Below are 25,276 nucleotides of genomic sequence, written 5' to 3'. Positions count from 1 at the left end.
CCGGTCGGTCCCGGTCGGTCCCGGTCAGGCGAGGGAGGCGGCGCGGCGCAGGTCGGCGGCGATCGCCGGGCGGCTGGCCACGGTGAGCGGCAGCCCGACCGCGAGGCCCCGGACCCGGAACTCGGCGACGACCTGGCACCCGCCGTCGGCGGGCGAGAACCAGAGGTCCAGCCGGGCGCGGAAGAGGCCGCAGCGGCCGTCCTCCTGCCAGTGCACACCGGGCACGGCCTGCGTCGTGCGCATCCGGGGGCGCACGCCGGGCACGACCGTGAGGTCGGTCCAGGTGGTGCCGGCGGCGGTGGCGTCACCGTCCGCGGGGAGGACGTCGGCCACCGCCCGCAGCGAGGACTGCCACGCAGGCCGGTTCCGCGGGTCGGCGAGGAAGGCGAACGCCCGGCCGGCCGACACCGGGAAGGGGACGACGATCCGGGTCACCTCCCCATCATGGCGGGTCGCCCCATGCCGCCGCGGGCGCGCAGCGGGCCGGCGACGCCGGGCGGCGTCAGAGGATGGCGCCCGGCGTGTACGCCGCCGCGGCGGGGTTGGCCTCGACGATCGCGGCGACCTTGCGGCACACCGCCTGCGTCTGCGCGACGGCAGCCCCGGTGAAGGTGATCGGCTCGGCGACCAGCGACTGCAGCTGCTCGGAGGTCAGGCCGAGCCGCTCGTCGGCGGCGAGCTTGGCGAAGACGTCGTTCTCGGCCTGGCCCTGGCGCATCGCGAGCGCGGTGCCGACGGCGGCCTCCTTGATCGCCTCGTGCGCGGCCTCGCGGCCGACGCCGTTGCGCACGGCGGCCATCAGCACCTTGGTGGTGGCGAGGTAGGGCAGGTAGCGGTCGAGCTCGCGCTGGATGACGGCCGGGAACGCGCCGAACTCGTCGAGCACGGTGAGGAAGGTCTGGAAGAGGCCGTCGACGGCGAAGAACGCGTCGGGCAGCGCCACCCGTCGTACGACGGAGCAGGAGACGTCGCCCTCGTTCCACTGGTCGCCGGCGAGCTCGCCGACCATGGAGAGGTAGCCGCGGGTGACGACGGCGAGGCCGTTGACCCGCTCGCAGGAGCGGGTGTTCATCTTGTGCGGCATCGCCGACGAGCCGACCTGGCCCTCCTTGAAGCCCTCGGTCACGATCTCGTTGCCGGCCATCAGCCGGATCGTGGTCGCGAGGTTCGACGGGGCCGCGGTCACCTGGACCAGCGCGGAGAGAACGTCGAAGTCGAGCGAGCGCGGGTAGACCTGGCCGACGCTGGTGAGCACGCGCTCGAAGCCGAGGTGGGCGGCGACCCGCTGCTCGAGGTCCTCGAGCTTCGCCTCGTCGCCGCCGAGCAGGTCGAGCATGTCCTGGGCGGTGCCCATCGGCCCCTTGATGCCGCGCAGCGGGTAGCGGCCGAGCAGGTCGTCGACGCGCTCGACCGCGATCATCAGCTCGTCGGCGGCGGTCGCGAACCGCTTGCCGAGCGTGGTGGCCTGGGCGGCGACGTTGTGCGACCGGCCGGCCATCACGAGCGCGTCGTACTCCCCCGCCAGCCGGCCCAGCCGGGCCAGCGCGGCGATCGCGCGGTCGCGCACCAGCGCGAGCGACTGCTTGACCTGCAGCTGCTCGACGTTCTCGGTCAGGTCGCGTGAGGTCATGCCCTTGTGGATGTGCTCGTGCCCGGCCAGCGCGGCGAACTCCTCGATCCGCGCCTTCACGTCGTGGCGGGTGACCCGCTCGCGGGCGGCGATGCTCGCCAGGTCGACGGCCGCCTCACCCTGCGCGGCGACCTGCTCGTAGGCCTCGACGACCCCGTCCGGCACCTCGACCCCGAGGTCCTTCTGCGCCTTGAGGACGGCGATCCACAGCTGCCGCTCGAGGACGATCTTGTGCTCCGGCGACCAGATCTCGGCGAGGTCGGCGGCGGCGTAGCGGGTGGCGAGGACGTTCGGGACGGTCACGGGGTCTGATTCTCCCATGCCCCTGGCGGCGCGAGGAACGAGCGGCGGTGGGCCGAGACCCGGCGCCGCGGCGGCCCGGGGCCGGCCCGTCAGCGCAGCGGGCGGACCAGGACCAGCTCGCCGTCCTCGGTGGTGCCCCGCAGGACGGTGAACCCGGTCTTCGCGGCGACGCGGAGGCTGGCGGCGTTGTCGGGCGCGATGGACGCGCGGACCCGGACGCCCGCGGCGTCGGCACGGCCGAGCAGGGCGGTGAGCGCCTCGGTGGCCAGGCCGTACCCGTGGGCCGCGGCGACGAGGCCGTAGCCGACCTCGGCCTCCGCGACGCCGTCGGCGGCCGGCTCGGGCGGGCCGAAGAACCCGATGGAGCCGATGACCAGCTGCTGCTTGCGGGACACGATCGACCGCGGCCCCCAGGGGTCGCCCTCGTGCCAGAGCGCGGCGGCGCCGAGGTCGTCCTCGCGGGGGAAGTCGGGATGCCAGTCGGGGCGGCGCTCGCCGGAGCGGATCGCGGCGACCGTGGCCGCGTCCCAGAGGACGAGGACCAGCCGCTCGGTGGGTACGCCGGCGGGGCCGGCCGGCTGGCTGATCGGCTGGCTGATCGGCTGGCTGATCGGCTGGCCGGTCGGCTGGTCAGGCGGCTGGTCAGTCATCGGCGAGCACCTTCTGCCACAGGGCGACGTCGATCCACCGGTCGTGCTTGCGGCCGACCTGCCGGAGCACGCCCTGGCGCTCGAAGCCGCAGGCGCGGTGGAGCGCCTCGCTGGCGTCGTTGGGCAGCGAGACCAGCGCCAGCGCGGTGCGCATGCCGGCGGCCTCGAGGCGGGCCAGCAGGTCGTCGTACAGCAGCCGGCCGAGGCCGCGCCCGGTCGCGGCCGGGTCGAGGTAGACGGTGACCTCGCGCGTGCCGTCGTAGGCGCCCTTGGGCCGGAACTGCGAGGAGTAGGCGAAGCCCAGCACCTGGTCACCGGACGCGGCGACGAGGAAGTGGTCGCCGGGGTGGGGCGAAGCGAGCAGCCCCTCCCACTTGCTGCGCGGCGGTGGCACGGTGTCGAAGGTGGCCGTGCCGTCGTGGACCTCGCGGTCGTAGATCGCCGCGACGGCGTCGAGGTCGGCGTCGGTCGCGACCCGGATGGCCGCCACGCTCAGCCCTCGGCGACCGAGGCGCCCTCGACCACGCCGAGCGGCTCGGCGGCGATGTCGGAGCGGCGCTGCAGGCCGTCGAAGCGGATCAGGTCGGCGGCGGCGTAGGCGCGGGCCCGGGCGTCGGCGACGTCGTAGCCGAGGGCGCGGACCGCGAGCACCCGGCCGCCGGCGGTGACGAGGTGCTGGTGGCCGGGGTCGCCCTCCTCGGGCGCGGCGACGAGCGCGGTGCCGGCGTGGATCACGTCGACGTCGGAGACGCCGTTGGCCGCGCCGACGCCGGTGATCACGTCGCCCTTCGACGACGACTCGGGGTAGCCGGCGGAGGCGAGCACGACGGTGACCGAGGCCGCGTCGCGGAAGACGGGGGCCGGCACCTCGCCGAGGCGACCCTGGGCCGCACCGAGGAGGAGCTCGCCGAGCGGGGACTCGAGCACCGCGAGCACCGGCTGGATGTCGGGGTCACCGAAGCGGCAGTTGAACTCGATGACGCGCGGCCCGGCAGCGGTGAGGGCGAGGCCGACGTAGAGGCAACCGACGAAGGGCGCGCCGCGGCGGGCCATCTCGTCGAGCGTCGGCTGGACGACGGTGTCGATCACGGTCGCCGCGAGGTCCGCGGGCGCCCACGGCAACGGCGAGTAGGAGCCCATGCCGCCGGTGTTCGGGCCGCGGCCGCCGTCGAAGATCCGCTTGAAGTCCTGGGCCGGCTGGAGCGGGTAGGCGGTGGTGCCGTCGCAGACGGCGAACAGCGACACCTCCGGGCCGTCGAGGAACTCCTCGATGACGACGGTGCCGCACGCCGCGGCGTGCGCCTCGGCCTCGGCGCGGTCACGGGTGACCACCACCCCCTTGCCGGCAGCCAGGGCGTCGTCCTTGACCACGTACGGCGCACCGAACTCGTCGAGCGCGGCGGCGACCTCGTGAGCGGTGCGGCAGGTGCGCGAGCCGGCGGTCGGCACGCCGGCGGCGGCCATGACCTCCTTGGAGAAGGCCTTGGAGCCCTCGAGGCGCGCGGCCGCGCCAGACGGGCCGAAGACCGGGACGCCGGCAGCGCGGACCGCGTCCGCGACGCCCGCGACGAGCGGGGCCTCCGGGCCGACCACGACGAGGTCGGCGCCGACCTGCGTCGCGAGCGCGGCGACCGCCGTACCGTCCATCGGGTCGACGTCGTGCAGGGTCGCGAAGGCAGCGATCCCGGGGTTGCCGGGGGCGGCGTGCACCTCGCTCACCGACGGGTCGCGGGACAGGGCGAGGGCGAGGGCGTGCTCGCGGCCACCGGTGCCGATCACGAGGGTCTTCACGGGGGTCGATCCTATGCGCGGGAGGTACGACGACCGGCCCCGCGTCCGGGTCTGGTCACCGACCCCGCGCGCGGCTCACAGCCGCGGCAGCGTCGGCTGGCTGGGCAGGTCGATGACGAAGGTCGTCATCCGGTCCTGGCCCGGCGGGAGGTAGGTCGCCTCGCCTCCGTGGCTGCGGGCGATCTCGCGGACCAGGTCGAGGCCGATGCCGCTGCCGGCGTTGGGGCCGGCGTGGGCGTAGCGCTGGAACAGCCGCGGCTCGAGGCGCTGGTCGACCCCGTGCCCGCTGTCGGCGACCGAGATCCGCACGCCGGACTCGGTGCGCTCACCGGTGACGACGACCGGGGCGCGGCCGTGGTTCACGGCGTTGGACAGCAGGTTGTCGAGGGCCTGGCCGACACGGGCGGGGTCGGCGGTGAACTCGACGTCCTGATCGACGTGGACGGCGACCCCGTCGTGCGGGTGCATGGCGCGGGCGCGGTCGACCGCGGCCAGCAGCGTGCCCCGCAGCCACATCCGCTCGGGCTGGAGGGTGAGCGCGTCGACGTGCATGTCGGAGGCGGCCTTGAGGTCGGAGGCGAGGCGCTGGAGCCGGCGGGCGCTGCTGACCATCGCCTCGAGCAGCTGGAGCCGCTCGGCGGGGTCCATCTCGTCGTGGCGCCGCAGCATGGCCGCTGCTCCCTCCACGACGGCGGCGGGGGTGCGCAGCTCGTGGGCGGTGACCGCCAGCAGGCCGGCCTGCTGCTCGATCGCCTGGCGGCGCTGCTCCTCGCGGACCCGCTCCTCGCTCTGGTCGCGGGTGAGCTTGGCGAAGCCGCGCAGCTGGCCGGCGTCGTCGTGGATCGGGTTGATCATGACGTTGGCCCAGAAGCGGGTGCCGTCGCGTCGTACCCGCCACGCCTCGGCGGTGTAGGAGCCCTCCTCGAGCGCGATCTCGAGGTTGCGCTCCGGCTTGCCCAGCGCGCGCTCCTCCTCGGGGTAGAAGACCCGGTAGTGCTGGCCGAGGATCTCCTCGGACGTGTAGCCCTTGATCCGCTGCGCGCCGGCGTTCCAGCTCGCGACGCGGCCGGTGGTGTCGAGCATGTAGATCGCGTAGTCGCTGACCGTCGTGACCAGCAGCCGAAACATCTCCTCGCTGCGGCGCAGCTCGACCTCGGCGGTGATGTCCAGCACCTGGGCGAAGACGTAGAGCGGTGCGCCGTGGGAGTCGCGGATCGGGGTGAGGCTGACCCGCAGCGCGGTCGACGTGCCGTCCTCGTAGACCAGCGGGTGCTCGAAGGTCGCGAGGCCCTCCCCCTGCTCGATGATCCGCACCAGCGCGTCGTCGAGCTGGTCGCCGTGCTGGCGGGTGAGCACGCCGTAGTCGAGGCCGACGAGGTCCTCGGGCGTGCGGCCGACCATCGCTGCGAGCTCGGGGTTGGCCCGGACGATGCTGCCGTTGAGGGTCAGCGTCGCCATGCCGATCGCGGCTTGGTTGAACACCTCGCGGTAGCGCTCCAGGTGCTCGTCCAGGGCGGCCTGGTCGCGCATCGTGCGCTCGTCGTCGCCGCCGGCGATCCGCAGCCCGCCGCCACGCGGCACCGGACGGGGCACCGAGTCCGCCACGTGCTTCCACAGCAGGTCGGGCAGCTGGTCGATCGGCGTGGACTTCTCGATGAAGTCGGCGGCGCCGAGCTCGTACGCGCGACCGGCGAGGCCGCGGCTCTCGAAACCGGTGAACACCACCACCTTGGTGTCCGGCGAGACCGCCAGCACGAGCGGGAGCGCCTCGAGGCCGTCGAGCACGGGCATCGAGGTGTCGAGCAGCATCAGGTCGGGCTGGTGCTCGTGGGCGAGGACCATCGCCTCGCCGCCGTCGCCACCCTCGCCGACCACCTCGAACAGGCCGGACGACCGGAGCCGGGCGCCGACGAGCGCCCTGAGCTCCGGTGCGTCGTCGATGACCACGACTGTCGGCCGGTCGGCCACACGCACGCTCCTCGCAAGATGTCCCCGGGCATGTATCCATGCGGCAATGCCCAGACCGGAGGATCGCATACCCGTCGGATCTGCGGGAGGTATCGGCCGGGTCCGCCGCGCTGGTCAGCGCAGCGGGTGGCGCACCACGGCTTGCTCGCGCTCGGGACCGACACCGACCACCGAGATGCGGGCGCCGGAGCGCTCCTCGACGAAGGTGACGTAGTCCTGCGCGGCCTTCGGCAGGTCCTCGAACGAGCGGCACCCCGAGATGTCCTCGGTCCAGCCGGGGAGGTTCTCGTAGACCGGGACCGCGTGGTGGAAGTCGGTCTGGTTGACCGGCATCTCCTCGTGGCGGACCCCGTCCACGTCGTACGCGACGCACACGGGGAGCTCCTCGAGCCCGGTCAGGGTGTCGAGCTTGGTGAGCACGAAGTCGGTGACGCCGTTGACCCGCGCGGCGTAGCGGGTGATCACGGTGTCGAGCCAGCCGCAGCGGCGCGGGCGGCCGGTGGTGGTGCCGTACTCCCAGCCCGCCTTGCGCAGGAACTCGCCCTTGCCGTCAGGGCCGTCGAGCAGCTCGGTCGGGAACGGGCCCTCGCCGACGCGGGTCGTGTAGGCCTTGGCGATCGCGATGACCTGGTCGATCCGGGTCGGCGGGATGCCCGTGCCGGTGCACGCGCCCGCGGCGACCGCGCTGCTGGAGGTCACGAACGGGTAGGTGCCGTGGTCCACGTCGAGCAGGGTCGCCTGGCCGGCCTCCATCAGCACGACCTCGTCACGGTCGAGGGCCTGGTTGAGCAGCAGCCCGGTGTCGCAGACGTACGGCGCCAGCCGCTCCGCGTGGCCGAGCAGCTCCTCGACGGTCTGCTCGACCGAGGGCGCACGGCGGTTGTAGATCTTGGTGAGGATCTGGCCCTTGAGCTCGAGCGCGCCCTCGACCTTGGCGGTGAGGATCTTCTCGTCGAAGAGGTCCTGGACCCGGATGCCGATCCGGTTCATCTTGTCGGCGTAGGTGGGGCCGATCCCGCGGCCCGTCGTACCGATCTTGCGGGAGCCGAGGAAGCGCTCGGTCACCTTGTCGATCGTGCGGTTGTAGTCGGCGATGACGTGCGCGTTGGCGCTGACCTTGAGCGCGGAGGTGTCGACGCCGCGGGCCTCGAGGCCGTCGATCTCGTGGAAGAGCACGTCGATGTCGACGACGACACCGTTGCCGATGACCGGCGTGCAGCCCGGCGTGAGGATGCCGCTGGGGAGCAGGTGGAGGGCGTACTTCTCGTCGCCGACGACGACGGTGTGCCCGGCGTTGTTGCCGCCGTTGAACTTCACGACGTAGTCGACCTGGCTGCCCAGGTGGTCGGTCGCCTTGCCCTTGCCCTCGTCGCCCCACTGGGCTCCGACGATCACGATTGCAGGCATCTCGGTTGCTCCTCGCCACGGACGGAGTCCCTCCGCCCCGCCTGTCCGGAACGGCTGCTCAACGCACCACTAGTTGTTGGTGTCTGCCAAGCAAGAAGCCCCGGCAAGACCGGGGCTCTTGCGGCGCAACGTTACCAAACCGCGACCGACCGGCTAGATTCGGCGAAACGAGAACACGTTCTAGTTCACGTTCCAGCTCACCGACCCTCGACCAGGAGCACGCCATGGGCGCCAGCCGCGAGACCATCCTCGAGACCATCCAGCAGTACGTCGACCTCGTGGCGAACGGCTCCTCCGCCGACGTCGTCGCCCTGTACGCCGACGGCGCCACCGTCGAGGACCCGGTCGGCTCGGAGGTGCGCACCACCCGCGAGTCGATCGCCGAGTTCTACGGCGCCCTCGACGGCCTCGAGCAGACCGCCCGCCTGCTGCACGCCCGCGTCGCCGGCAACGAGGCCGCCTTCGCCTTCGAGCTGGTCACCAAGGCCGGCGACCAGACCTACACCCTCGCCCCGATCGACGTGATGACCTTCGACGACGAGGGCCGCATCACCAGCATGCGCGCCTTCTGGTCCGGCGACGACATGGTCGTCGCCGACGCCTGACCCGCCCGCCCCACCTTGACCCACCTGTCTCGCCGGGACGGTCGAGACGTCACTTCTGGCTTGTCGACCCGTCAGATCCGGCCTGTCGAGGCGTCAGTTGCGGCGCGTCGAGTCGTCACGTCGTACGACGCCCGGAAGTGACGCCTGAACAGGCATTTGCTGACGTCTCGACCCGCCGGAACCGACGTCTCAACCCGCCGGAAGTGACGTCTCGACAGGCCACAGGTGACGTCTCGACGGGCGACGAGTGACGGTTCAGTCGGCGGTGGCGGCGGCGAGCTGGTGGGCGACCTCGGCGACGATGGCGCGGGCGAGGGACGGGGCGTCGTCCTCGACGAGCTCGGGGACGACGACGTGGACGTTGCCGTCGGCGAGCAGGCTCAGCGCGCCGACCTCCTGGTCGGCGGCCATCTCGGCGGCGCGGGAGGTGTCGCCGTGTCGGATCACGCTGGCGCCCTCGGGCGGCAGCGGGGAGAGCCAGCCGCGCTGGGTGGCCACGACGGTGCGTGCGGGCAGCAGCGCGAGCGCACCGCCGCCGCAGCCCTGGCCGAGGATCACCGACACGGTGGGCACGGTCATCGAGACGAGGGTGGCGATGCAGCGGGCGATCTCGCCGGCCATCGCGCCCTCCTCGGCCTGGGGCGAGAGCTCGGCGCCGGGGGTGTCGACGACCGTCACCAGCGGCAGTCGCAGCGACTCGGCGAGGTGCATCGCCCGGCGGGCCTCGCGCAGCGCGCCGGGACCCATCGGGCTGTCCGGGGTCTGGCGGGTGCGGTCCTGGCCGACCAGCACGCAGGGCTGGCCGTCGAGCCGGGTCAGCGCGATGAGGACGGTGTCGTCGCGCTCGCCCTCGTCGGTGCCGCGGAGCCGGATCGTGGCCGGCGAGGCGCCGTGCTTGAGCAGGTCGCGGACGCCGGCGCGGTCGCGGTCGCGGGTGTGCTCGATGTCCTCCCACACGTGGTGGTCCGACACGGTGCCCGGCGCGACCGGCTCACGCCGCTCGAGGGCCGGCGCGGACGCCGGGTCGACGACCACCCCGAGGGCGGCGTCGACGAGCGCGGGCAGCTCCTCGGCGGGTACGACGGCGTCGATGACCCCCTTCGCCGCGAGGTTCTCGGCGACCTGGACCCCCGGCGGGAACGGCTCGCCGTTGAGCGCCTCGTAGACCTTCGGGCCGAGGAAGCCGACCAGGGCGCCCGGCTCGGCGACGGTGACGTGGCCGAGGGAGCCCCACGAGGCGTAGACGCCGCCGGTCGTCGGGTGCCGCAGGTGCACGAGGTAAGGCAGGCCGGCGGCGCGGTGCTCCATCAGGGCACGGGAGATCTCGACCATCTGCACGAAGGCGCGGGTGCCTTCCTGCATCCGGGTGCCGCCGGACGAGGTGCTGGCCAGCACCGGCAGCCCCTCGGCTGTCGCGCGACGCACCGCGGAGGCGATCCGGGACGCGGCGGCGACGCCGATGGAGCCGGCGAGGAAGCCGAACTCGTTGACCACGAAGGCGACCGGGCGCCCGCGGACGGTGCCGCGCCCGGTGAGCACGGACTCGTCGGTGCCGGCCTTCTCGGCGGCCCGGGCGAGCTCGGCGCGGTACTCCTCCGGGTGCCCGGAGGTGTCGATCGGCGTGTCCCACGACTCGTAGGAGCCCTCGTCGAGCACCAGGTCGATCAGCTCACGGGCGGTCCAGCGGCGAGAGGTCCCCATGGGCCCGAACTCTAGGCGGGGCCGTCCGGTCCTCAGGTCCCGCGCACGACAGGCGGGACCGGTCCCTACGCTGGGGTCGTGCCCAGCGCCCGATCGATGCTCGTCATCACCAACGCCGACGCCGGTACGGCGGACCAGGAGGCCCTCGACGAGGCGCTCGCCGTCCTGCGGCAGCACGCCGAGGTCGAGGTCGCCGCGACCTCCTCCCCCGACGAGCTCGACGCCGCCCTCGCCGGCCTCGGCGACCGCACGGTCGTGGTGGTCGGCGGCGACGGAAGCATCCACGCGGTCGTCGCCGCGCTGCACCGCCGCGGCTCCCTGTCCGGTACGACGATCGGGCTGGTCCCGCTCGGCACCGGCAACGACTTCGCCCGCACCCTGCGGCTGCCCCTCGAGCCGGCCGCGGCCGCCGAGGTCGTGGTCACCGGCCACCCGCGACCGACCGACCTCGTGGTCGACGACCATGACGAGGTCACCGTCAACAGCGTGCACCTCGGCGCCGGCGCGGAGGCGGGCGCGAAGGGCGCACGCTGGAAGGAGCGGCTCGGCTCGGTCGGGGTCGGCAAGGTCAACCTCGGCCGGCTCGGCTACCCGATCGGCGCCGTGCAGACCGCGATGAATCCCCCGACGCTGCGGGTCCGGGTCGAGGTCGACGGCGAGGTCGTGGTCGACCTCGACGAGAAGGTGCTGATGGTGGCCCTCGGCAACGGTGCCTCGGTCGGCGGCGGCACGCAGCTCACGCCCGACGCCGACCCCGGCGACGGCCTGGTCGACGTGCTGGTCGCGAGCCCGGTGGGTCGGTGGGCCCGGCTCGGGTACGCGTTGCGCCTGCCGTTCGCCCGGCACGAGGACCACGCCGACGTCCGCATCGTGCGGGGCACGGAGGTGAGGGTCAGCGGCACGCCGTTCGACTGCAACAGCGACGGCGAGATCGACGGCCCGTTCCGCGAGCGCGCGTGGCGGGTGGTCCCGTCGGCGTACGCGATGGTGGTCCCGGGTCCGTCCTGAGCCGCCGGCCGGGGCGGCGGACCGGGACGACCGTCCAGAGGCAGTGACGACGGCCGTCCCGGGTCGACCGCCCCACCGGGACGGGTCCCCCGTGCCCGGAGCCCCCACAGCCTCCGAGCACCACGGAACAAGCATGGGGGCACTACCGGTGCCGGACGGCCGATCTCGACCCCAGAGTCACGACTCTGGGGTACCCCCTGGGGTGGCCCGGGGCCGCCGCGGGGAGGCTGCCCCACCGCTCAGCGGTCGGTGGCCAGGACCGCCGCGAGCTCGCGGCGCGAGCTGACGCCCAGCTTCTTGTAGGCGCGGCTGAGGTGCCACTCCACGGTCTTGACGATGACGAAGAGCCGCTCCGCGATCTCCCGGTTCGTCAGGCCCGCGGCGGCGAGCTCGGCCACCCGGTACTCGGCCGTGGTCAGCACCGACTCCGGCGGCAGCAGGGGCCCGGCCGCGTCGTCACCACCCCAGTCCCGGATCCGCTCGCGGATCCGGGCGGAGACGGGGGCAGCGCCGATCCGCTCGGCGAGCTCCAGGCAGCGTCGGGCGTCCTCGAGCGCAGCCCGGGTGTCGCTCCGGCCGGCGCGCAGCTCGGCGCGGTCACGGTGGGCCAGGGCGAGCTCGAACCACGAGGTGCTCCCGCGCAGCAGCCGGACCGCCTCGTCGAGGTGGGCGGCCCGCTCGGCGGGCTCGAGCGCCTCGCTGACCGAGCGCAGGGTGACGCCCAGCAGGCGGGGGGCGCCGTAGTGGCGGGCACGGTCGACCGCCTCGACCGCCATGGTGCGGGCCAGCTCGGACCGTCCGGCCCGCGCGGCCGCCTGCACGGCGTACCGGACGAACCAGCCGACCGACGGGCCGGTGAACTCGGCGCTGAGGTCGCGGGCCACCAGCAGGTCGGCCAGCGCCGCCTCGGGGTCGTCGACGTCGAGCGCCGCCATGCCACGGACCACCCGGGCCATCGCCGCGTGGAGCGGGCCGCGGGGCGAGTCCACGTCGACCTCGCGCACCACGGCCCCGGCCTCCTCGCGCCGCCCCTGGGCCAGCAGCGCCCACACGGCCATGAACTGGGCCGCCTCGAGGTAGAGCGTCCAGCCGTCCTCGCGCAGGTCCAGGGCGGCCATCGCCTCGGCCTCGCAGCGGCGCAGCTCTCCGCGGTTGTGGTGGATCGCGGCACGGGTGTAGGCCAGCGTCGCGTACGACGTGATCGAGCCCCGCCGCCGGGCCAGGGCCTGGGCGGCGTCGATCACGTCGAGGGCCAGGTCGTCCTGCTCGGTCGCGTTGAGCGCCCCGGTCAGCAGCGACACCACTCCCCCGTGGACGCCGTCCTGCTCGACGACGCGGAGGTCGCCCGCCGCGCGGGCGGCCAGGCGCCCGGCGGTCGCCGCGTCCTCGCCGACGATCGTCATGCCGAGGGCGGCCATCGCGAGGAGCGCCCGGTCGCCGTACGTGTCCCGCTCCTCGGGCTGGGCGAGGATCGCCGCCAGCTCGGCCTGGCTCATCTCGCCGACCCTCCCCGAGAGCGACGCGACCCCGGCCAGCCGGGCGATCAGCCCACGGCGCTCGCTGCTCGTCAGCTCAGGAGTGGGTCCGGACAGCAGATCGAGGGCACGCCCGTAGGCAGCGTTCGCCTCGGCCACCGCTCCCGCACCGAGCCAGGTGTCGCCGAGGTCGGCGTGGCGCACCGCCAGCTCCGCGGGCGGGGCGAGCTCGAGCGCATCCGTCAGCGCGCGGGCAGCGTCGTCGATCCGCCCGAGGGAGGCCAGGGCCCGGCCCCGGGCCGTCGCCACGCGGAGCGGCCCGTCGTCGGGGAGGCCGCCCTCGATGCCGGCGCGGTCCAGGAGCTCGAGGCACTCCTCGCCACCGCCACCGGCGACGAGGTCCTCGGCGGCCTGCAGGAGGATCGCGGCACCGGCGGGCACGGTGCCGGGCCGGGTGCGCAGCACCAGCGTCGCCAGCCGGTACGGCCGCACCGCCCGGGTGCGGAGCAGGGCGACGACCCGGGCGGCGATCGGAGCCGGGTCGGCGACCTCGAGGCCCACCTCGGCGATGGTGGGGTGCGTCGCCTGCCACGCGCCGCCGACCGGCTGGACCAGGTCGGCCTCCGCCAGGGCGGCGAGCCGGTCGCGGGCCTCGGCCACCTCGAGGCCGAGGACCTCCGCGACCGCGTCGAGGTCGGCGTGCTCGTCGAGCAGGGTCAGGGCAGCCAGCACGTCGGCCGCGCCGGGCTGCGCCGCGACCCGCCGCGCCGCGACGCCGCGGGTGGCCGCCGCGTCCACCGCCGTCCGGGGGTGGACCCCGGACATCGGGTCGGCCAGGACGTGGCGCACCAGCAGCGGCAGGCCGCCGGTCACGGCGAGCACCTCGCGCAGGGCCTGCGGGTCCGGCGTACGGCCCACCTCGCACAGCCACTCGTCGACGGCGTCGGCGTCGAGCGCCCCGAGGGTGGTCGCCACGGCGTGCGGTCGTGCGAGGAGCGGCTCGAGGGCCCCCGGCCGCTCGTCGGCACGGTGCACGAAGACGAAGACGATGCGCTCGTCGGTGATGACCGCGGCGGCACCCGCGGCCCGGCCGACCGAGGCGGTGTTGACCCAGTGCGCGTCGTCGAGCACCACCAGCAGCGGGCCCTCCTCGGCGAGGCTGCGCAGCGCCCAGGTGATGGACCGGACCAGGTCGGCGCTCTCGATGCCGGCGCGCCCCTCGGTGAGCGCGCGGCGGACCAGCACGCCCGGCCCGTCGAACGGCGCCCGGCCGGGCTCGCGCTCCACGAGCAGCTGGTCGAACCAGTCGGCGCAGACGCTGAGCGTGTCCATGTCGTGGGCGAGCGGGTTGCCGACCGCCGAGAGCACCCGCCAGCCGCGGGACCGGGCGTCCGCCCGCACGCGGTCGAGCAGTGCGGTCTTGCCGACACCGGGCGCTCCGTCGACCACCCAGGCCGACGCCGCGCCGGCCTCGGCGCCGGCCGCGAGGCGCTGCCACGTGGCGAGCTCGGCGTCGCGGCCCACGAACGCGACGTCGGCCCTGCGACCCATCGACACCCCCACGGAGACCTCGGGCCCTCGCGGGCCCCGGGGCCGCGCGCGGCGGCCCGATTGCAGACCCCTCATCGTAATGAGCGCCCGAATCGGCACCCGCCCCGGTGCCCGCCTAGGCTTGGGCGTCGTGGCACGAGGACAGCGCGACCAGCAGCAGGCCCCCAGCGACTGGGTGACCCGGACCGCCGACATGGCGCTCCGGCACGCCGAGCAGGTCAACGGCGGCACCCTTCCCGACCTGGTGACGTGCGCGTCCGGCATCAGCCCGTCCGGCCCGATCCACCTCGGCAACCTGCGCGAGTTCCTCACCGTGCACTTCGTCGTCGAGGAGATCCGCCGCCGCGGCATCAACGTGCGCCACCTGCACAGCTGGGACGACTACGACCGCTTCCGCAAGGTGCCCGCCGGCGTCGACCCGGCGTTCAACGAGCACATCGGCCGCCCGCTGTCGGCCGTGCCCGACCCGACCGGCGAGTTCGAGAGCTGGGCGGAGCGCTTCAAGGCGCCGCTACGTGCCGCGCTCGCCGACCTGGGCTGCGACATGGTCGAGGTCGACCAGACCGAGATGTACCGCGCCGGCACCTACCGCGAGCAGGTGCTCACCGCGATCCGCGAGCGCCACGAGATCGAGACCGTGATGGCGCGCTTCCGCACCAAGAAGGTCGCCGACGCGGTTGACGCCGCCGAGGAGGCCGAGGGCGGCGCCACCGCCGAGGTCGACGAGGCCGGCCACGGCGCCAGCGAGGACCTGGCCCGCTTTCCCTACAAGCCCTACTGCCGCGGCTGCGGCCGCGACACGGTCACCCTGACGTCGTACGACGACGAGACGACCGACCTCGCCTACACCTGCGACGTGTGCGGCGACTCCTACGTCACCAACGTCGCCACCCAGGACGAGGGCAAGCTGGTCTGGAAGGTCGACTGGCCGATGCGCTGGACCTTCGAGGGCGTGCACTTCGAGCCCGGCGGCGTCGACCACGCGACCCCCGGGTCGTCGTACACGGTCGGCAAGGAGATCGTCGGCCCGGTCTTCGGCGGCACCGCCCCGAGCTTCGTCGGCTACTCGTTCGTCGGCGTCGCCGGCATGCCGAAGATGTCGTCGTCCAAGGGCGGCGTGCCGACCGCGGCGGAGGCGCTGCGGATCCTCGAGGCGCCGATCCTGCGCTGGCTCTACGTGCGCCGGCAGCCGAAGCAGGCGTTCAACGTCGACTTCGGCCAGGAGGTGCTGCGCCTGTACGACGAGTGGGACGCGCTCACGAAGAAGGCTGCGATCCCGGAGAAGCGCGACGCGGCCGTCCTCGCGTGGGAGCGGGCCTCCGCGACGTCGAGCGCCGGCACCCTGCCGACCCCGAACGTCGTCGTCCCCTTCCGGATGCTGTCCTCGGTCGCCGACGTGACGGCCGGCTCGCGCGAGATCACCGCCCGCACCGTCGGGGCCAGCGAGGCCGACCTCGAGCCGCGGCTGACGAAGGCCGCCACCTGGATCACCTCCTACGTCGACCCCGAGGACCGCACCACCGTGCGCGAGGAGCGCGACACCGAGCGGCTCGCGAGCCTGACCGCGGACGAGCAGCGGTGGCTGGCCCAGCTGCTGGACCGGCTGCCGGACTCCTTCGCCGACGCCGACGAGCTGACCGCGCTGATCTACGGCGTGCCGAAGCTCGCCCGTGGCCTGGCCCTCGAGGACGCCCCCACCGACGAGGTGAAGGCGGACCAGAAGGCGTTCTTCCGGCTGCTCTACCAGCTGCTGGTCTCCGCCGAGCGCGGACCGCGGCTGCCCACGCTGTTCGCCGCGCTGGGCCCCGAGCGGGTCCGGGCGCTGCTCACGCCCTGACCTGCCTCGACGGCCGCCGGGACCTGGCGGCCGTTTCCCGGACCTGGTGGCCGTTTCCCGGACCTGGTGGCTGCTGCAGCGGCCAACAAGTCCGGGAATCACCGCCCAGGCGGTGATTCCCGGGCCTCAGCGCTGCCCGAACCCCTCGTGCTTCGGCGGCTCGTAGAACATCACCGCGACCAGCCCCACGGCGTACACCACGGCCGGCAGCCACAGCGAGTCCTGCATCGCGTCGCTGAACCGGGCAGCGGCGGCCGGGTCGGGGATCCGCTCCGCGCCGGCCTCACCCTGCGCGACCGCGCCGGGGAGGTAGTGGGCCAGGCGGCTGTCCATGAGCACCGCGATCGCGGCGGCGCCGAGCACGGAGCCGACCTGGCGGGTCGCGTTGTAGACGCCGGCGCCCGCACCGGCCAGGCTCATCGGCAGGTTGCGGTTGGCGGTCGCGGCGGTCGGCGACCAGATGAACGCGTTGCCGATGCCGACCAGCCCCATCGCCACGCAGACCTCCCACACCGCAGCCTCCGGCTGGAGCGTCCAGATCAGGACCAGGAAGCCGACGAGGCTGGCACCGAAGCCGAAGCCGGTGACCAGCCGCGGGTGGAGGCGGTCGGTCAGCCGCCCGACCGGCTGGGCGAGGACGATCGACATGACCGCCATCGGCAGCAGGAGCAGCGCCGACTGGGTCGGCGAGTAGCCGCGCACGGCCTGGGCCCACAGCATCAGCGGGAACCCGAAGGCCGCGGCCGTGGCCCCCATGCAGGCGATCGCGGCGTTGGACACCGAGAAGTTGCGGTCCCGGAAGAGGCTGAGCGGCACCAGCGGCTCGGCGCGGTTGAGCCGCTGCCAGACCAGGAACACGACGAGGAGCACGGCGCCGCCGGCGATCATCGCGATGATCCAGCCGGCCCAGTCCTTCTGGTGGCCCTCCTGGATGCCGAAGCAGAGCAGGAACATCGCCGCGCCGGACAGCGCGACGCCGAGCCAGTCGAAGCTGTGCGCGTGCGTGGGCAGCGCGGGCACGAGTCGCCACGCCATGACGAAGGCGAACACCCCGAACGGGATGTTGATGAAGAAGATCCACTCCCAGCCCAGGCCGTCGGTCAGCACGCCGCCGAGGATCGGGCCGACGACCATGGCGACGCCCGCGGTCGCACCCCACAGCGCCATCGCCCGGCCGCGCTGGGCAGCGGGGAAGATGCGGGTGATGATCGCCATCGTCTGCGGCGTCATCATCGAGGCGCCGAAGCCCTGCACGACGCGGGCCAGGATCAGCGCCTCGACGGTGTCGGTGAGGCCGCACCACAGGGAGGCGAGGGTGAAGACGGTCAGGCCCACCAGGTAGAGCCGCTTCGCCCCGAAGCGGTCACCCAGGCGTCCGGTGATCAGGACCGGGACCGCGTAGGCGAGCATGTAGGCACTGGTCACCCAGACGACGTCGTTGACCGACGCCTCGAGGTCCTCGATGATCGTCGGCGTCGCGACCGTGACGATGGTCAGGTCGACCAGGATCATGAAGAACCCGATCACCAGCGCCCACAGCGCCGGCCAGGGGTTCGCCACCTCGGTCGTGCTGCCGGTCTGCGGGGTCGCGCTCTGGGTCACGGAGGGAGTCAACACCCGCCCACCGACAGCCTGTTCCCGGGGGGACACAATGAGGGCATGAGCATCACGCCCGGCACCGACCTGATGGCCGGTCCCCCGCCCACCCACCTGCCCGTCGACCCGGCCGCCGAGCTGCTCGCGGCGGGTGAGACCCCGGCCGCCGTCGTACGCCGCCTGCCCGCGTCGCCGCTGGCCTGGGCGACCCTCGCCGAGCAGGCCCGCGACGGCGGCGCCGACGACGTGACGGTCTACGCCTACGCGCGCGTCGGCTACCACCGCTCGCTGGACATGCTGCGCCGCAACGGCTGGAAGGGCCACGGCCCGGTGCCGTGGGAGCACGAGCCGAACCGCGGCTTCCTGCGCGCGCTCGCCCTCCTCGCGATCGCGGCCCGCGCCATCGGCGAGACCGACGAGTGGGAGCGCTGCTCGACCTTCCTGCGCGACTCCAGCCAGACGGCGTACGACGAGCTGCTGGCCTGACCGCCCGCCCTGACGTCCCGCTCCTGACGTCCCGCTCCTGATGGACCCGCTCCCGCGCCTAGGCCCGCGGGTCTGGTGGGTCTACCTCGCCGTGGACACGCCGAAGACCGTCGCGCAGCTGGCGGAGGAGGCGGGGATCGTCGAGGAGTCGATCCGCAGGCACCTGCGCCGCCTCGAGCGCGAGGGGCTGGTCCGCGCGACCCGGGAGCCGGGCGCCCCGACGATGTGGGTGCAGGCGCGCGGGCTCGACCCGGCCACCCGCTACCGGGTCGTGGGCCGGGTGCAGCGCGGACGGCTCCAGGAGCCGCCCGACCTGGTTGCGCCCGAGCACGGGCGCAGGCCGCGACGCTGGTGGTGGCGCTGGGGGTGGCCGTTCCGCCGCTGACGAGTGGTCAGCGGCTGGTCAGCGGCTGGTCAGGGGCTCAGCGGCGCGTGGCAGCGCGTCGTACGGAGTCGACCAGGAAGGTGTCCACGACAGCAGCGAGCGAGGCGATCCAGAGGCGCACGGTCAATCCCTTGCCTTCGGTTGGGCGGTGAGGATGGACAGGAGGATCGCCCGCACGCCGGCCATGGGCGGGGTCGCGGGCCGCCCAGCCCGGTGGGCACCGCTGACGGCGGGACGCTCGGTCTGGGGGACCGGCTCCGTCGCGCGGTGCTTGTGGGTCTGGCGGCTGATCCGCATGCGTTCTCCTTCGTCCGAAGCGTGCACCTGACCAGACGGCACCGGACCGCGAACATCACGCGATTCCCGGAAGATTGTCCTCTTCCGCCGGTGCCGCCCGCCGGAGCACGGGCCGGCGCACCCCGGGTGGGGTGCGAGCAGCAGGTGCCCAGCGGTGACAGGTGCAACCGGTCACACTTCGGGACCGGTGCTTCCACCACGCGGTCGCCCGGGCGGATCAGTCCAGGACGAAGCCGAACAGCGGGCTGTCCGGCGGCACCTTCTCGACGCGCAGCCGCGAGGCCTCCATCCGCTCCAGCAGTGGGGCCAGGTCGTCGCGGTGCTGCATCTCGATGCCGACCAGCGCGGGACCGAACTCGCGGTTGTTGCGCTTGGTGTACTCGAAGAGGGTGATGTCGTCGTCCGGGCCGAGCACGTCGTCGAGGAAGCGGCGCAGCGCACCGGGCTCCTGCGGGAACTCGACCAGGAAGTAGTGCTTGAGGCCCTCGTGGACCAGGGCCCGCTCGACGATGTCGGCGTAGCGCGAGACGTCGTTGTTGCCGCCGGAGACGACCACGACGACCTTGCTGCCCGGCGCCAGCCCCGCGGTGGTCTCGTCGAGGCGGAGCGCGGACGCGGCGAGGGCGCCGGCGGGCTCGGCGATGATGCCGTCGACCTGGTAGAGGTCGAGCATCTCGACGCAGATCAGTCCCTCGGGCACGGCGGCCAGGGAGAGGTCGACGGACTCCCGGGCGCCGGCCACGGCCCGGTAGGTCAGGTCACCGACCCGGCGAACGGCGGCGCCGTCGACGAACGGGTCGACGGACTCGAGCTCGACGGGTCCGCCGGCCTCGAGGGCGGCGGCGAGCGACGCGGCACCGGACGGCTCGGCAGCGACCACCCTGACGCCGGGGACCCGCTCGGCCAGCACCGTCAGGCAGCCCGCGATCAGGCCGGCGCCGCCGACCGGCAGGACGAGCGCGTCGGGCTGCCAGCCGAGCTCGGCGGCCTGCGCGAGGATCTCGGCGGCGACGGTGCCCTGCCCGGCGATGATGCCGGGGTGGTCGAAGGCCGGGATGACGGTGGCCCCGGAGGCGGCGGCGAACTCAGCGGCGGCGACCGCGGCGTCGTCGTACCCCTCCCCCGCGATGACGACCTCCACCTGCTCGCCGCCCAGCGCGGCGACCCGGTCGCGCTTCTGCCGCGGCGTCGTGCGCGGCAGGAAGATCGTGGCGTGCACGCCGGCGCGGGCGCAGGCGAAGGCGACGCCCTGGGCGTGGTTGCCGGCGCTGGCGCAGGTCACCCCGCGGGCCCGCTCCTCGTCGGTCAGCCCGGCGAGCACCGTGTAGGCGCCGCGGGCCTTGTACGAGCGGACCGGGGTCAGGTCCTCACGCTTGAGCCAGACGTCGAGGCCGGTCAGCGCCGAGAGCCGGTCGGCGCGCTGGAGCGGGGTCGGCGGGACGACCGAGGCCAGCAGCCCGGCCGCCCGCTCGACGTCGGCAGTAGTGGGCAGGGACGTGGTCACCGTCAGCCGACGGTCTTGCCGGCGGAGCGCAGGTGCTCGCAGGCCTCGACGACGCGCGCGGCCATCCCGGCCTCGGCGGCCTTGCCCCACGAGCGCGGGTCGTAGCTCTTCTTGTCGCCGACCTCGCCGTCGACCTTCAGCACGCCGTCGTACTTCGTGAACATGTGCGTCGCCACGGGGCGGGTGAAGGCGTACTGGGTGTCGGTGTCGATGTTCATCTTGACGACGCCGTAGTCGACGGCCGCGCCGATCTCCTCGGCGGTCGAGCCGGAGCCGCCGTGGAAGACCAGGTCGAAGGGCTTCGAGCCCTCGGCCAGGCCGAGCTCCTTCACGACGGCGTCCTGGGCCGTGCGGAGGATCTCCGGGCGCAGCTTGACGTTGCCCGGCTTGTAGACGCCGTGCACGTTGCCGAAGGTGAGCGCCGTCAGGTAGCGGCCCTTCTCGCCGACGCCGAGGGCGCGCACGGTGGCGAGGGCGTCCTCGGGGGTGGTGTAGAGCTTCTCGTCGATGGCACCGACGATGCCGTCCTCCTCGCCGCCGACGACGCCGACCTCGATCTCGAGGATGATCCGCGCCGCGGCCGCCTTCGCGAGCAGCTCCTCGGCGATCTGGAGGTTCTCCTCCAGCGGCACGGCGGAGCCGTCCCACATGTGCGACTGGAACAGCGGCGCCTCACCGCGGGCGACGCGCTCGGCGGAGATGTCGAGGAGCGGGCGGACGAAGCCGTCCAGCTTGTCCTTGGGGCAGTGGTCGGTGTGCAGCGCGATGTTGACCGGGTAGTTCTTCGCGACCTCGGCGGCGTACGCCGCGAAGGCGACCGAGCCGGTGACCATGTCCTTCACGCCCGGGCCGGAGAGGTACTCCGCGCCACCGGTCGAGATCTGGATGATGCCGTCCGAGCCGGCGTCGGCGAAGCCCTTGAGGGCCGCGTTGAGCGTCTGCGAGGAGGAGACGTTGATCGCGGGGAACGCGAACGAGCCGCCCTTGGCGGCATCGAGCATCTCGGCGTACTTCTCGGGGGTGGCGATGGGCATGCTGGGGCTCCTGCGGCGGTGCGGGTGCGGTTGCGGTCGACGCCGATCAACCTACCGCGACAACCGATCGGCGGTGACCGGCGTATCCCCCCATGACGGACCATGGACACCCCATCCCCCGGAGGACACCCCGATGCAGGACCTCACCGACCGGCTGGACGCCGAGCTGGGCCGCGCGCCCGAGCCGACCTTCGACATCGCGGACACCCTGGCCGCCGGCCACCGGGCGGTACGCCGGCGCCGGGCCGCGCTGGGTGCCGCGGGGCTCGCGGCGGCGCTGGTCGTCGGCGCGCTCGTGACGACGGCGACGGGCGGACTGGCACGCGACGTGCAGGACGCCGCTCCGACCTGGGCCGACCAGCCGAGGGAGGTGACGTGGCCGGTCGAGGACGCCGCCTTCCCGGTACGCCACCGCGACGGCCAGTGGGAGGTGAACCCGGAGGCGACCGTCCTCCACGAGGACCGGCGATCCGGCGCCGTGCTGTGGGAGCTCGAGGTTCACGGCCAGCACGTCTACGTGCGCGGCGACCGCACGGGGTCGTGGACCCTGGCACCGGTCGGCGTGGCCAGTCCACCGCTCCGTGCGTGGGCCACCGACCCCGCCATGATGCCGCCGGCCGCGCCGCGGGTGCCGGTCGTGCCCGGCTGGGACGACCGCGACGAGCCGCTGCTGGTCGTCGACGGCAGGCTGCGCATCCACCCCGACGCCGAGGTGGTGCGCAACAGCACCTTCACCGCCTCCAACGGTGCGCAGGGGCGTCTGGTGCACCTCGAGGTCGGCAATGAGTGCCACCGCGGCAGCTGTGCGGGGATGCAGGGGTGGTACGTCCTCGTCGACGCCGAGCTCAACGTCACCCTGCAGGCGCTGCCGTTCAACGGCGTGACCGCCGAGGAGTGGGCTGAGTACGTGCTGACCCTCCCCTACGACGTCGAGCGCGCGGACGGCGCCCGGTGAGGCGGGCGGAGCGCGACGCGTCGTACGTCGAGTTCGCGACCAGCCGGCGCGACCAGCTGCGCCGGATCGCCTACGGCATGTGCGGCGACTGGCACCGTGCCGACGACCTCGTCCAGACCGCCCTCGTCCGCCTCTACGTCGCGTGGCCGCGGGTCGCCCGGCACGGCACCGAGGACGCCTACGTCCGCAAGATCCTGCTCAACGCCGCCATCGACGAGTCCCGCCGCCCGGCCCGCCGCGAGCGGCCGACGGCTGAGCTCCCCGAGGTCGCCGCGGCGCCCGGGGTCGCGGTCGAGGACCGGGACTCGCTGGTCGCGGCGCTGCAGCAGCTGCCGGCCCAGCAGCGGGCCGCCGTGCTGCTGCGCCACTGGCTCGGCCTGTCGGTGGCCGAGACGGCGGCCGAGCTCGGGGTCACGGAGGGCACGGTGAAGAGCCACACCTCCCGCGGGCTGGCCGCGCTGCGCGGCACGCTGGCCCCGGTCGACTCCTGAGGCACCCCGGGGAACGGGGGGAGGGCCGTCAGCCCCGCCAGGCCTCGTCGCTGGACAGGTCGGCGTGCTGGCGCACCCAGGTGTGCATCGCGATCGCCGCGGCGGCCGAGGCGTTGATCGACCGGGTCGAGCCGAACTGGGCGATCGAGAAGGTGCCGTCGCACGCCTCCCGGGCCGCCTCGGAGAGCCCCGGCCCCTCCTGGCCGAAGAGGAAGCACACCCGCTCGGGGATCTCCATGGTCTCCAGGTGGGCGGAGCCGGGGAGGTTGTCGATGCCCAGCAGCGGGACGTCGCGCTCGGCGAGGTAGGCGTGCAGCTCGGCGACGGTCGGGTGGTGGCGCACGTGCTGGTAGCGGTCGGTCACCATCGCCCCGCGCCGGTTCCACCGCCGGTTTCCGACGATGTGCACCTCGGCGGCGAGGAAGGCGTTGGCGGAGCGGACGATGGTCCCGATGTTGAAGTCGTGCTGCCAGTTCTCGATGGCGACGTGGAAGCCGTGCCGCCGCTTGTCGAGGTCGGCGACGATCGCCTCCACCGTCCAGTAGCGGTAGCGGTCGACGACGTTGCGCCGGTCGCCCTCGCGGAGCAGCTCCTCGTCGTACACCTCGCTGCCGGGGCCCTCCGGCCAGGGACCGGGCCACGGACCGACGCCGACCTCGGGCTGGCCGTGCGGCATCGGGTCGTACGGCGCCCGCTGCTCCCCATCCACGAATCGACCCTATCGGTCCCGCGGCTGGGGGCCGGAGGGTAGCGTTGCCCCGTGAACTCGCTGGTCGCCACACCGATCCTCGTGCCGATGCTGTTCGGCATCAAGTGGCTCGAGCCGGAGTGGTTGCTCGGCGAATTCGGCGGCACCTTCATCTGGATCGCCATCGCGATCGTCTTCGTCGAGTGCGGCCTGTTCTTCCCGTTCCTGCCAGGTGACACGCTGCTGTTCGCGCTGGGCCTGTTCATCGCGGGCAGCAACTCGAGCCCGTTCAGCATCATGGGCATCTCGAACGAGCCCCTGCAGCTGCTCATCGCGATGACCCTGCTCGTCATCGCCGGCTTCGCCGGCAACGTCGCGGGTTACGAGATCGGGCGCAAGATCGGTCCGCCGCTCTACCAGCGCGACGGCAAGGTCCTGAAGCGCAAGTACCTCGACCAGACCAGCGCGTTCTTCGACAAGCACGGCAACAAGGCCCTGGTCATCGGCCGCTTCGTGCCCTTCGTGCGCACCTACATCACCGTGGTCGCCGGCGTGACCCTCATGGAGCGGCGCCGCTTCTTCGTGTGGAGCGCCGTCGGCGCCGTGCTGTGGGTCGTGTCGATCACCCTGCTGGGCTACTTCCTCGGCGCGGCCATCCCGGCGCTCGGCGAGAACATCGACTACGTCACCCTCGCGATCCTGGCCTTCACCCTGGTTCCGATCGTCTGGGAGTGGTGGCGCCACCGTCGTACCGCGGGCCCCGAGGCCGACGACAACGACGGCGACGGCATCCCCGACCGCGACATCGTCGGCATGGACACCACCGTCCACGACTGATCCGCCTCACGGCGATGAGTCCCGGTGTCGGCGCTGGTCGGTCTTCACGACCGCCGACCCAGCACCCGGAGGAGCCTGCCGTGACCATCAACCTCAACCCGTACGTCAACTGGCGCGGCCAGGCCCGCGAGGCGATGGAGTTCTACCGCTCCGTCCTCGGCGGCGAGCTGTCCGTGACGACCTTCGCCGAGATGGGCGGCGCCGAGATGGGCGTGGCCGAGGACGAGGTCGACTGGGTGATGCACTCCTCGCTCACCGTCTCCGACACCGTCCTGCTGATGGGCGCCGACCACCCGCACAGCGTCCCCGGCGAGCCGCAGACCCAGCAGGTGAGCCTCAGCGGCCCCCACGAGGACGCCGACACCCTCCGCGCCTGGTGGGACGGCCTGTCCGAGGGCGCCACCATCCACGAGCCGCTCGCCCCGGCCCCGTGGGGCGACACCTTCGGCATGCTCCGCGACCGCTACGGCGTCGACTGGCTCGTCAACATCGCCGGCCCGCAGGCCTGAGGGAGCGTCTGCCGCCCGTCGGCAGCCCACCGCCGCTGGTCGGGTGCGAGGCGCGCCAGCGCCGAGCCTCGAAACCAGGGGCCCCGGTCCGCCCGACTGCGCCCACCACAGCCCGCCCGAAAGGCCCGGAGGTTTCGAGGCTCCTCGCTGGCGCTCGTCGCACCTCAACCACCGGGAGGAGGGCGCCCCCGAGGCGCGTGCCGCCAGGTGGACCGGCGGCAGCTCACCGCCGGCGGTCGAGCTTCAAGGCGCCCCACTGCCGGTGGTTGAGGTGCGAGGCGCCCCAGCGCCGAGCCTCGAAACCAGCGGCCCCGGTCCACCCGACCGCGCCCACCACAGCCCGCCCGAAAGGCCCGGAGGTTTCGAGGCTCGGCCGCGGGCGGCCTCGCACCTCAACCACCGGGAGCAGGGCGCAGCGAACCCGAGGCTTGCCGCCAGGCGGACTCAGCCATCTACCGGAGCCAACTGCGCGCGCGGCAGCGTGGCGCCCGCGCCGGAGGCGCGTCGAGGGCAAGTGCGGGCCGAGGTTGCGAGGCCTGCGCGCCGCCCTCGACAGGCGACACGCTCG

Annotated in this window: 22 protein-coding genes; 9 read left to right on the top strand and 13 right to left on the bottom strand. The window is 73.7% G+C overall.

Features of this window, described 5'->3' with window-relative positions; all coding sequences use genetic code 11:
- Positions 1 to 24 precede the first annotated feature (24 nt).
- The 7 genes from NOCJ54_RS0109535 to NOCJ54_RS0109505 all read right to left on the bottom strand — a co-directional run bounded on the left by NOCJ54_RS0109535 (position 25) and on the right by NOCJ54_RS0109505 (position 7,749).
- Positions 25 to 435: an SRPBCC family protein gene (locus NOCJ54_RS0109535; RefSeq protein ID WP_028655325.1), complete on the bottom strand. Its 411-nt coding sequence runs from the start codon at positions 433 to 435 to the stop codon at positions 25 to 27.
- A 67-nt stretch (positions 436 to 502) separates the two neighbouring features.
- The gene (purB, locus tag NOCJ54_RS0109530; RefSeq protein ID WP_028655324.1) at positions 503 to 1,933 is read right to left on the bottom strand and encodes an adenylosuccinate lyase; all 1,431 of its coding nucleotides are present in this window, start codon (positions 1,931 to 1,933) and stop codon (positions 503 to 505) included.
- An 89-nt stretch (positions 1,934 to 2,022) separates the two neighbouring features.
- A complete protein-coding gene (locus NOCJ54_RS0109525; RefSeq protein WP_084255013.1) occupies positions 2,023 to 2,583 on the bottom strand; it encodes a GNAT family N-acetyltransferase in 561 nt (186 codons plus the stop codon).
- Entirely contained in the window at positions 2,576 to 3,073 is a 498-nt protein-coding gene (locus tag NOCJ54_RS0109520; protein ID WP_028655322.1) for a GNAT family N-acetyltransferase, read from the bottom strand. The genes NOCJ54_RS0109525 and NOCJ54_RS0109520 overlap by 8 nt, the downstream gene beginning before the upstream one ends.
- 2 nt (positions 3,074 to 3,075) lie before the next feature.
- The gene (gene purD, locus NOCJ54_RS0109515; RefSeq protein ID WP_028655321.1) at positions 3,076 to 4,374 is read right to left on the bottom strand and encodes a phosphoribosylamine--glycine ligase; all 1,299 of its coding nucleotides are present in this window, start codon (positions 4,372 to 4,374) and stop codon (positions 3,076 to 3,078) included.
- Between the two features lie 75 nt (positions 4,375 to 4,449).
- Complete coding sequence (locus tag NOCJ54_RS0109510) at positions 4,450 to 6,342, bottom strand: hybrid sensor histidine kinase/response regulator (protein WP_051485661.1); 1,893 nt, start codon at positions 6,340 to 6,342, stop codon at positions 4,450 to 4,452.
- A gap of 114 nt (positions 6,343 to 6,456) precedes the next feature.
- Positions 6,457 to 7,749 carry an adenylosuccinate synthase gene (locus NOCJ54_RS0109505; protein ID WP_028655319.1) on the bottom strand — a complete coding sequence of 431 codons (1,293 nt, stop codon included), beginning with the start codon at positions 7,747 to 7,749 and terminating at the stop codon, positions 6,457 to 6,459.
- Between the two features lie 224 nt (positions 7,750 to 7,973).
- On the opposite strand from NOCJ54_RS0109505, the gene NOCJ54_RS0109500 reads away from it, so the two are divergent.
- Entirely contained in the window at positions 7,974 to 8,354 is a 381-nt protein-coding gene (locus NOCJ54_RS0109500; protein ID WP_028655318.1) for a nuclear transport factor 2 family protein, read from the top strand.
- A 255-nt stretch (positions 8,355 to 8,609) separates the two neighbouring features.
- On the opposite strand, the gene NOCJ54_RS0109495 is transcribed toward NOCJ54_RS0109500, so the two are convergent.
- The gene (locus NOCJ54_RS0109495) at positions 8,610 to 10,055 is read right to left on the bottom strand and encodes a carboxyl transferase domain-containing protein (RefSeq protein WP_028655317.1); all 1,446 of its coding nucleotides are present in this window, start codon (positions 10,053 to 10,055) and stop codon (positions 8,610 to 8,612) included.
- 78 nt (positions 10,056 to 10,133) lie between these two features.
- Between NOCJ54_RS0109495 and NOCJ54_RS0109490 the strand changes: the two genes are divergently transcribed.
- On the top strand, positions 10,134 to 11,063 hold the full coding sequence (locus tag NOCJ54_RS0109490; RefSeq protein WP_232221735.1) for a diacylglycerol/lipid kinase family protein: 930 nt from the start codon (positions 10,134 to 10,136) through the stop codon (positions 11,061 to 11,063).
- Between the two features lie 239 nt (positions 11,064 to 11,302).
- On the opposite strand, the gene NOCJ54_RS0109485 is transcribed toward NOCJ54_RS0109490, so the two are convergent.
- Complete coding sequence (locus NOCJ54_RS0109485) at positions 11,303 to 14,089, bottom strand: LuxR family transcriptional regulator (protein WP_198020172.1); 2,787 nt, start codon at positions 14,087 to 14,089, stop codon at positions 11,303 to 11,305.
- A gap of 130 nt (positions 14,090 to 14,219) precedes the next feature.
- On the opposite strand from NOCJ54_RS0109485, the gene lysS reads away from it, so the two are divergent.
- On the top strand, positions 14,220 to 15,926 hold the full coding sequence (gene lysS / locus NOCJ54_RS0109480; RefSeq protein WP_198020171.1) for a lysine--tRNA ligase: 1,707 nt from the start codon (positions 14,220 to 14,222) through the stop codon (positions 15,924 to 15,926).
- 126 nt (positions 15,927 to 16,052) lie between these two features.
- On the opposite strand, the gene NOCJ54_RS0109475 is transcribed toward lysS, so the two are convergent.
- The gene (locus tag NOCJ54_RS0109475; protein ID WP_028655313.1) at positions 16,053 to 17,528 is read right to left on the bottom strand and encodes a DHA2 family efflux MFS transporter permease subunit; all 1,476 of its coding nucleotides are present in this window, start codon (positions 17,526 to 17,528) and stop codon (positions 16,053 to 16,055) included.
- A gap of 57 nt (positions 17,529 to 17,585) precedes the next feature.
- Here NOCJ54_RS0109475 and NOCJ54_RS0109470 point away from each other — a divergent pair, with 57 nt between their 5' ends.
- Both NOCJ54_RS0109470 and NOCJ54_RS0109465 read left to right on the top strand, forming a co-directional pair.
- Entirely contained in the window at positions 17,586 to 18,008 is a 423-nt protein-coding gene (locus NOCJ54_RS0109470; protein ID WP_028655312.1) for a DUF3151 domain-containing protein, read from the top strand.
- A gap of 91 nt (positions 18,009 to 18,099) precedes the next feature.
- Entirely contained in the window at positions 18,100 to 18,393 is a 294-nt protein-coding gene (locus NOCJ54_RS0109465) for an ArsR family transcriptional regulator (RefSeq protein ID WP_198020170.1), read from the top strand.
- 514 nt (positions 18,394 to 18,907) lie between these two features.
- Here the strand turns inward: NOCJ54_RS0109465 and ilvA are convergent.
- Positions 18,908 to 20,194 carry a threonine ammonia-lyase IlvA gene (gene ilvA, locus NOCJ54_RS0109455; RefSeq protein ID WP_028655310.1) on the bottom strand — a complete coding sequence of 429 codons (1,287 nt, stop codon included), beginning with the start codon at positions 20,192 to 20,194 and terminating at the stop codon, positions 18,908 to 18,910.
- A 2-nt stretch (positions 20,195 to 20,196) separates the two neighbouring features.
- Positions 20,197 to 21,228 (bottom strand): class II fructose-bisphosphate aldolase, encoded by a 1,032-nt coding sequence (gene fbaA, locus NOCJ54_RS0109450; RefSeq protein WP_028655309.1) that lies wholly within the window; start codon positions 21,226 to 21,228, stop codon positions 20,197 to 20,199.
- Between the two features lie 133 nt (positions 21,229 to 21,361).
- Here fbaA and NOCJ54_RS0109445 point away from each other — a divergent pair, with 133 nt between their 5' ends.
- Together NOCJ54_RS0109445 and NOCJ54_RS0109440 are read left to right on the top strand one after the other, a co-directional pair.
- Positions 21,362 to 22,183: a hypothetical protein gene (locus NOCJ54_RS0109445; RefSeq protein WP_028655308.1), complete on the top strand. Its 822-nt coding sequence runs from the start codon at positions 21,362 to 21,364 to the stop codon at positions 22,181 to 22,183.
- Entirely contained in the window at positions 22,180 to 22,674 is a 495-nt protein-coding gene (locus NOCJ54_RS0109440) for a SigE family RNA polymerase sigma factor (protein WP_028655307.1), read from the top strand. The genes NOCJ54_RS0109445 and NOCJ54_RS0109440 overlap by 4 nt, the downstream gene beginning before the upstream one ends.
- A gap of 28 nt (positions 22,675 to 22,702) precedes the next feature.
- Here the strand turns inward: NOCJ54_RS0109440 and NOCJ54_RS0109435 are convergent, their stop codons facing one another.
- Complete coding sequence (locus NOCJ54_RS0109435; protein WP_028655306.1) at positions 22,703 to 23,350, bottom strand: TrmH family RNA methyltransferase; 648 nt, start codon at positions 23,348 to 23,350, stop codon at positions 22,703 to 22,705.
- Positions 23,351 to 23,434: 84 nt separating this feature from the next.
- Between NOCJ54_RS0109435 and NOCJ54_RS0109430 the strand changes: the two genes are divergently transcribed.
- Both NOCJ54_RS0109430 and NOCJ54_RS0109425 read left to right on the top strand, forming a co-directional pair.
- The gene (locus tag NOCJ54_RS0109430) at positions 23,435 to 24,199 is read left to right on the top strand and encodes a DedA family protein (RefSeq protein ID WP_232221734.1); all 765 of its coding nucleotides are present in this window, start codon (positions 23,435 to 23,437) and stop codon (positions 24,197 to 24,199) included.
- A gap of 80 nt (positions 24,200 to 24,279) precedes the next feature.
- Positions 24,280 to 24,708, top strand: coding sequence for a VOC family protein (locus NOCJ54_RS0109425; RefSeq protein WP_028655304.1), 429 nt, complete (start codon positions 24,280 to 24,282; stop codon positions 24,706 to 24,708).
- Positions 24,709 to 25,276 lie beyond the last annotated feature (568 nt).

The sequence above is a fragment of the Nocardioides sp. J54 genome, from assembly GCF_000519005.1.
Lineage (GTDB): Bacteria > Actinomycetota > Actinomycetes > Propionibacteriales > Nocardioidaceae > Nocardioides.
The sequence above is the reverse complement of the archived record's forward strand: the minus strand, read 5'-3'. Positions and strand labels throughout refer to the sequence as shown.

Coding starts and splice junctions, on each gene's coding strand:
- NOCJ54_RS0109445 (WP_028655308.1), top strand. CDS start 21,362: ATGCAGGACCTCACCGACCGGCTGGACGCCGAGCTGGGCCGCGCGCCC.
- NOCJ54_RS0109485 (WP_198020172.1), bottom strand. CDS start 14,089: ATGGGTCGCAGGGCCGACGTCGCGTTCGTGGGCCGCGACGCCGAGCTC.
- NOCJ54_RS0109505 (WP_028655319.1), bottom strand. CDS start 7,749: ATGCCTGCAATCGTGATCGTCGGAGCCCAGTGGGGCGACGAGGGCAAG.
- NOCJ54_RS0109470 (WP_028655312.1), top strand. CDS start 17,586: ATGAGCATCACGCCCGGCACCGACCTGATGGCCGGTCCCCCGCCCACC.
- NOCJ54_RS0109435 (WP_028655306.1), bottom strand. CDS start 23,350: ATGCCGCACGGCCAGCCCGAGGTCGGCGTCGGTCCGTGGCCCGGTCCC.
- NOCJ54_RS0109495 (WP_028655317.1), bottom strand. CDS start 10,055: ATGGGGACCTCTCGCCGCTGGACCGCCCGTGAGCTGATCGACCTGGTG.
- fbaA (WP_028655309.1), bottom strand. CDS start 21,228: ATGCCCATCGCCACCCCCGAGAAGTACGCCGAGATGCTCGATGCCGCC.
- NOCJ54_RS0109525 (WP_084255013.1), bottom strand. CDS start 2,583: ATGACTGACCAGCCGCCTGACCAGCCGACCGGCCAGCCGATCAGCCAG.
- NOCJ54_RS0109500 (WP_028655318.1), top strand. CDS start 7,974: ATGGGCGCCAGCCGCGAGACCATCCTCGAGACCATCCAGCAGTACGTC.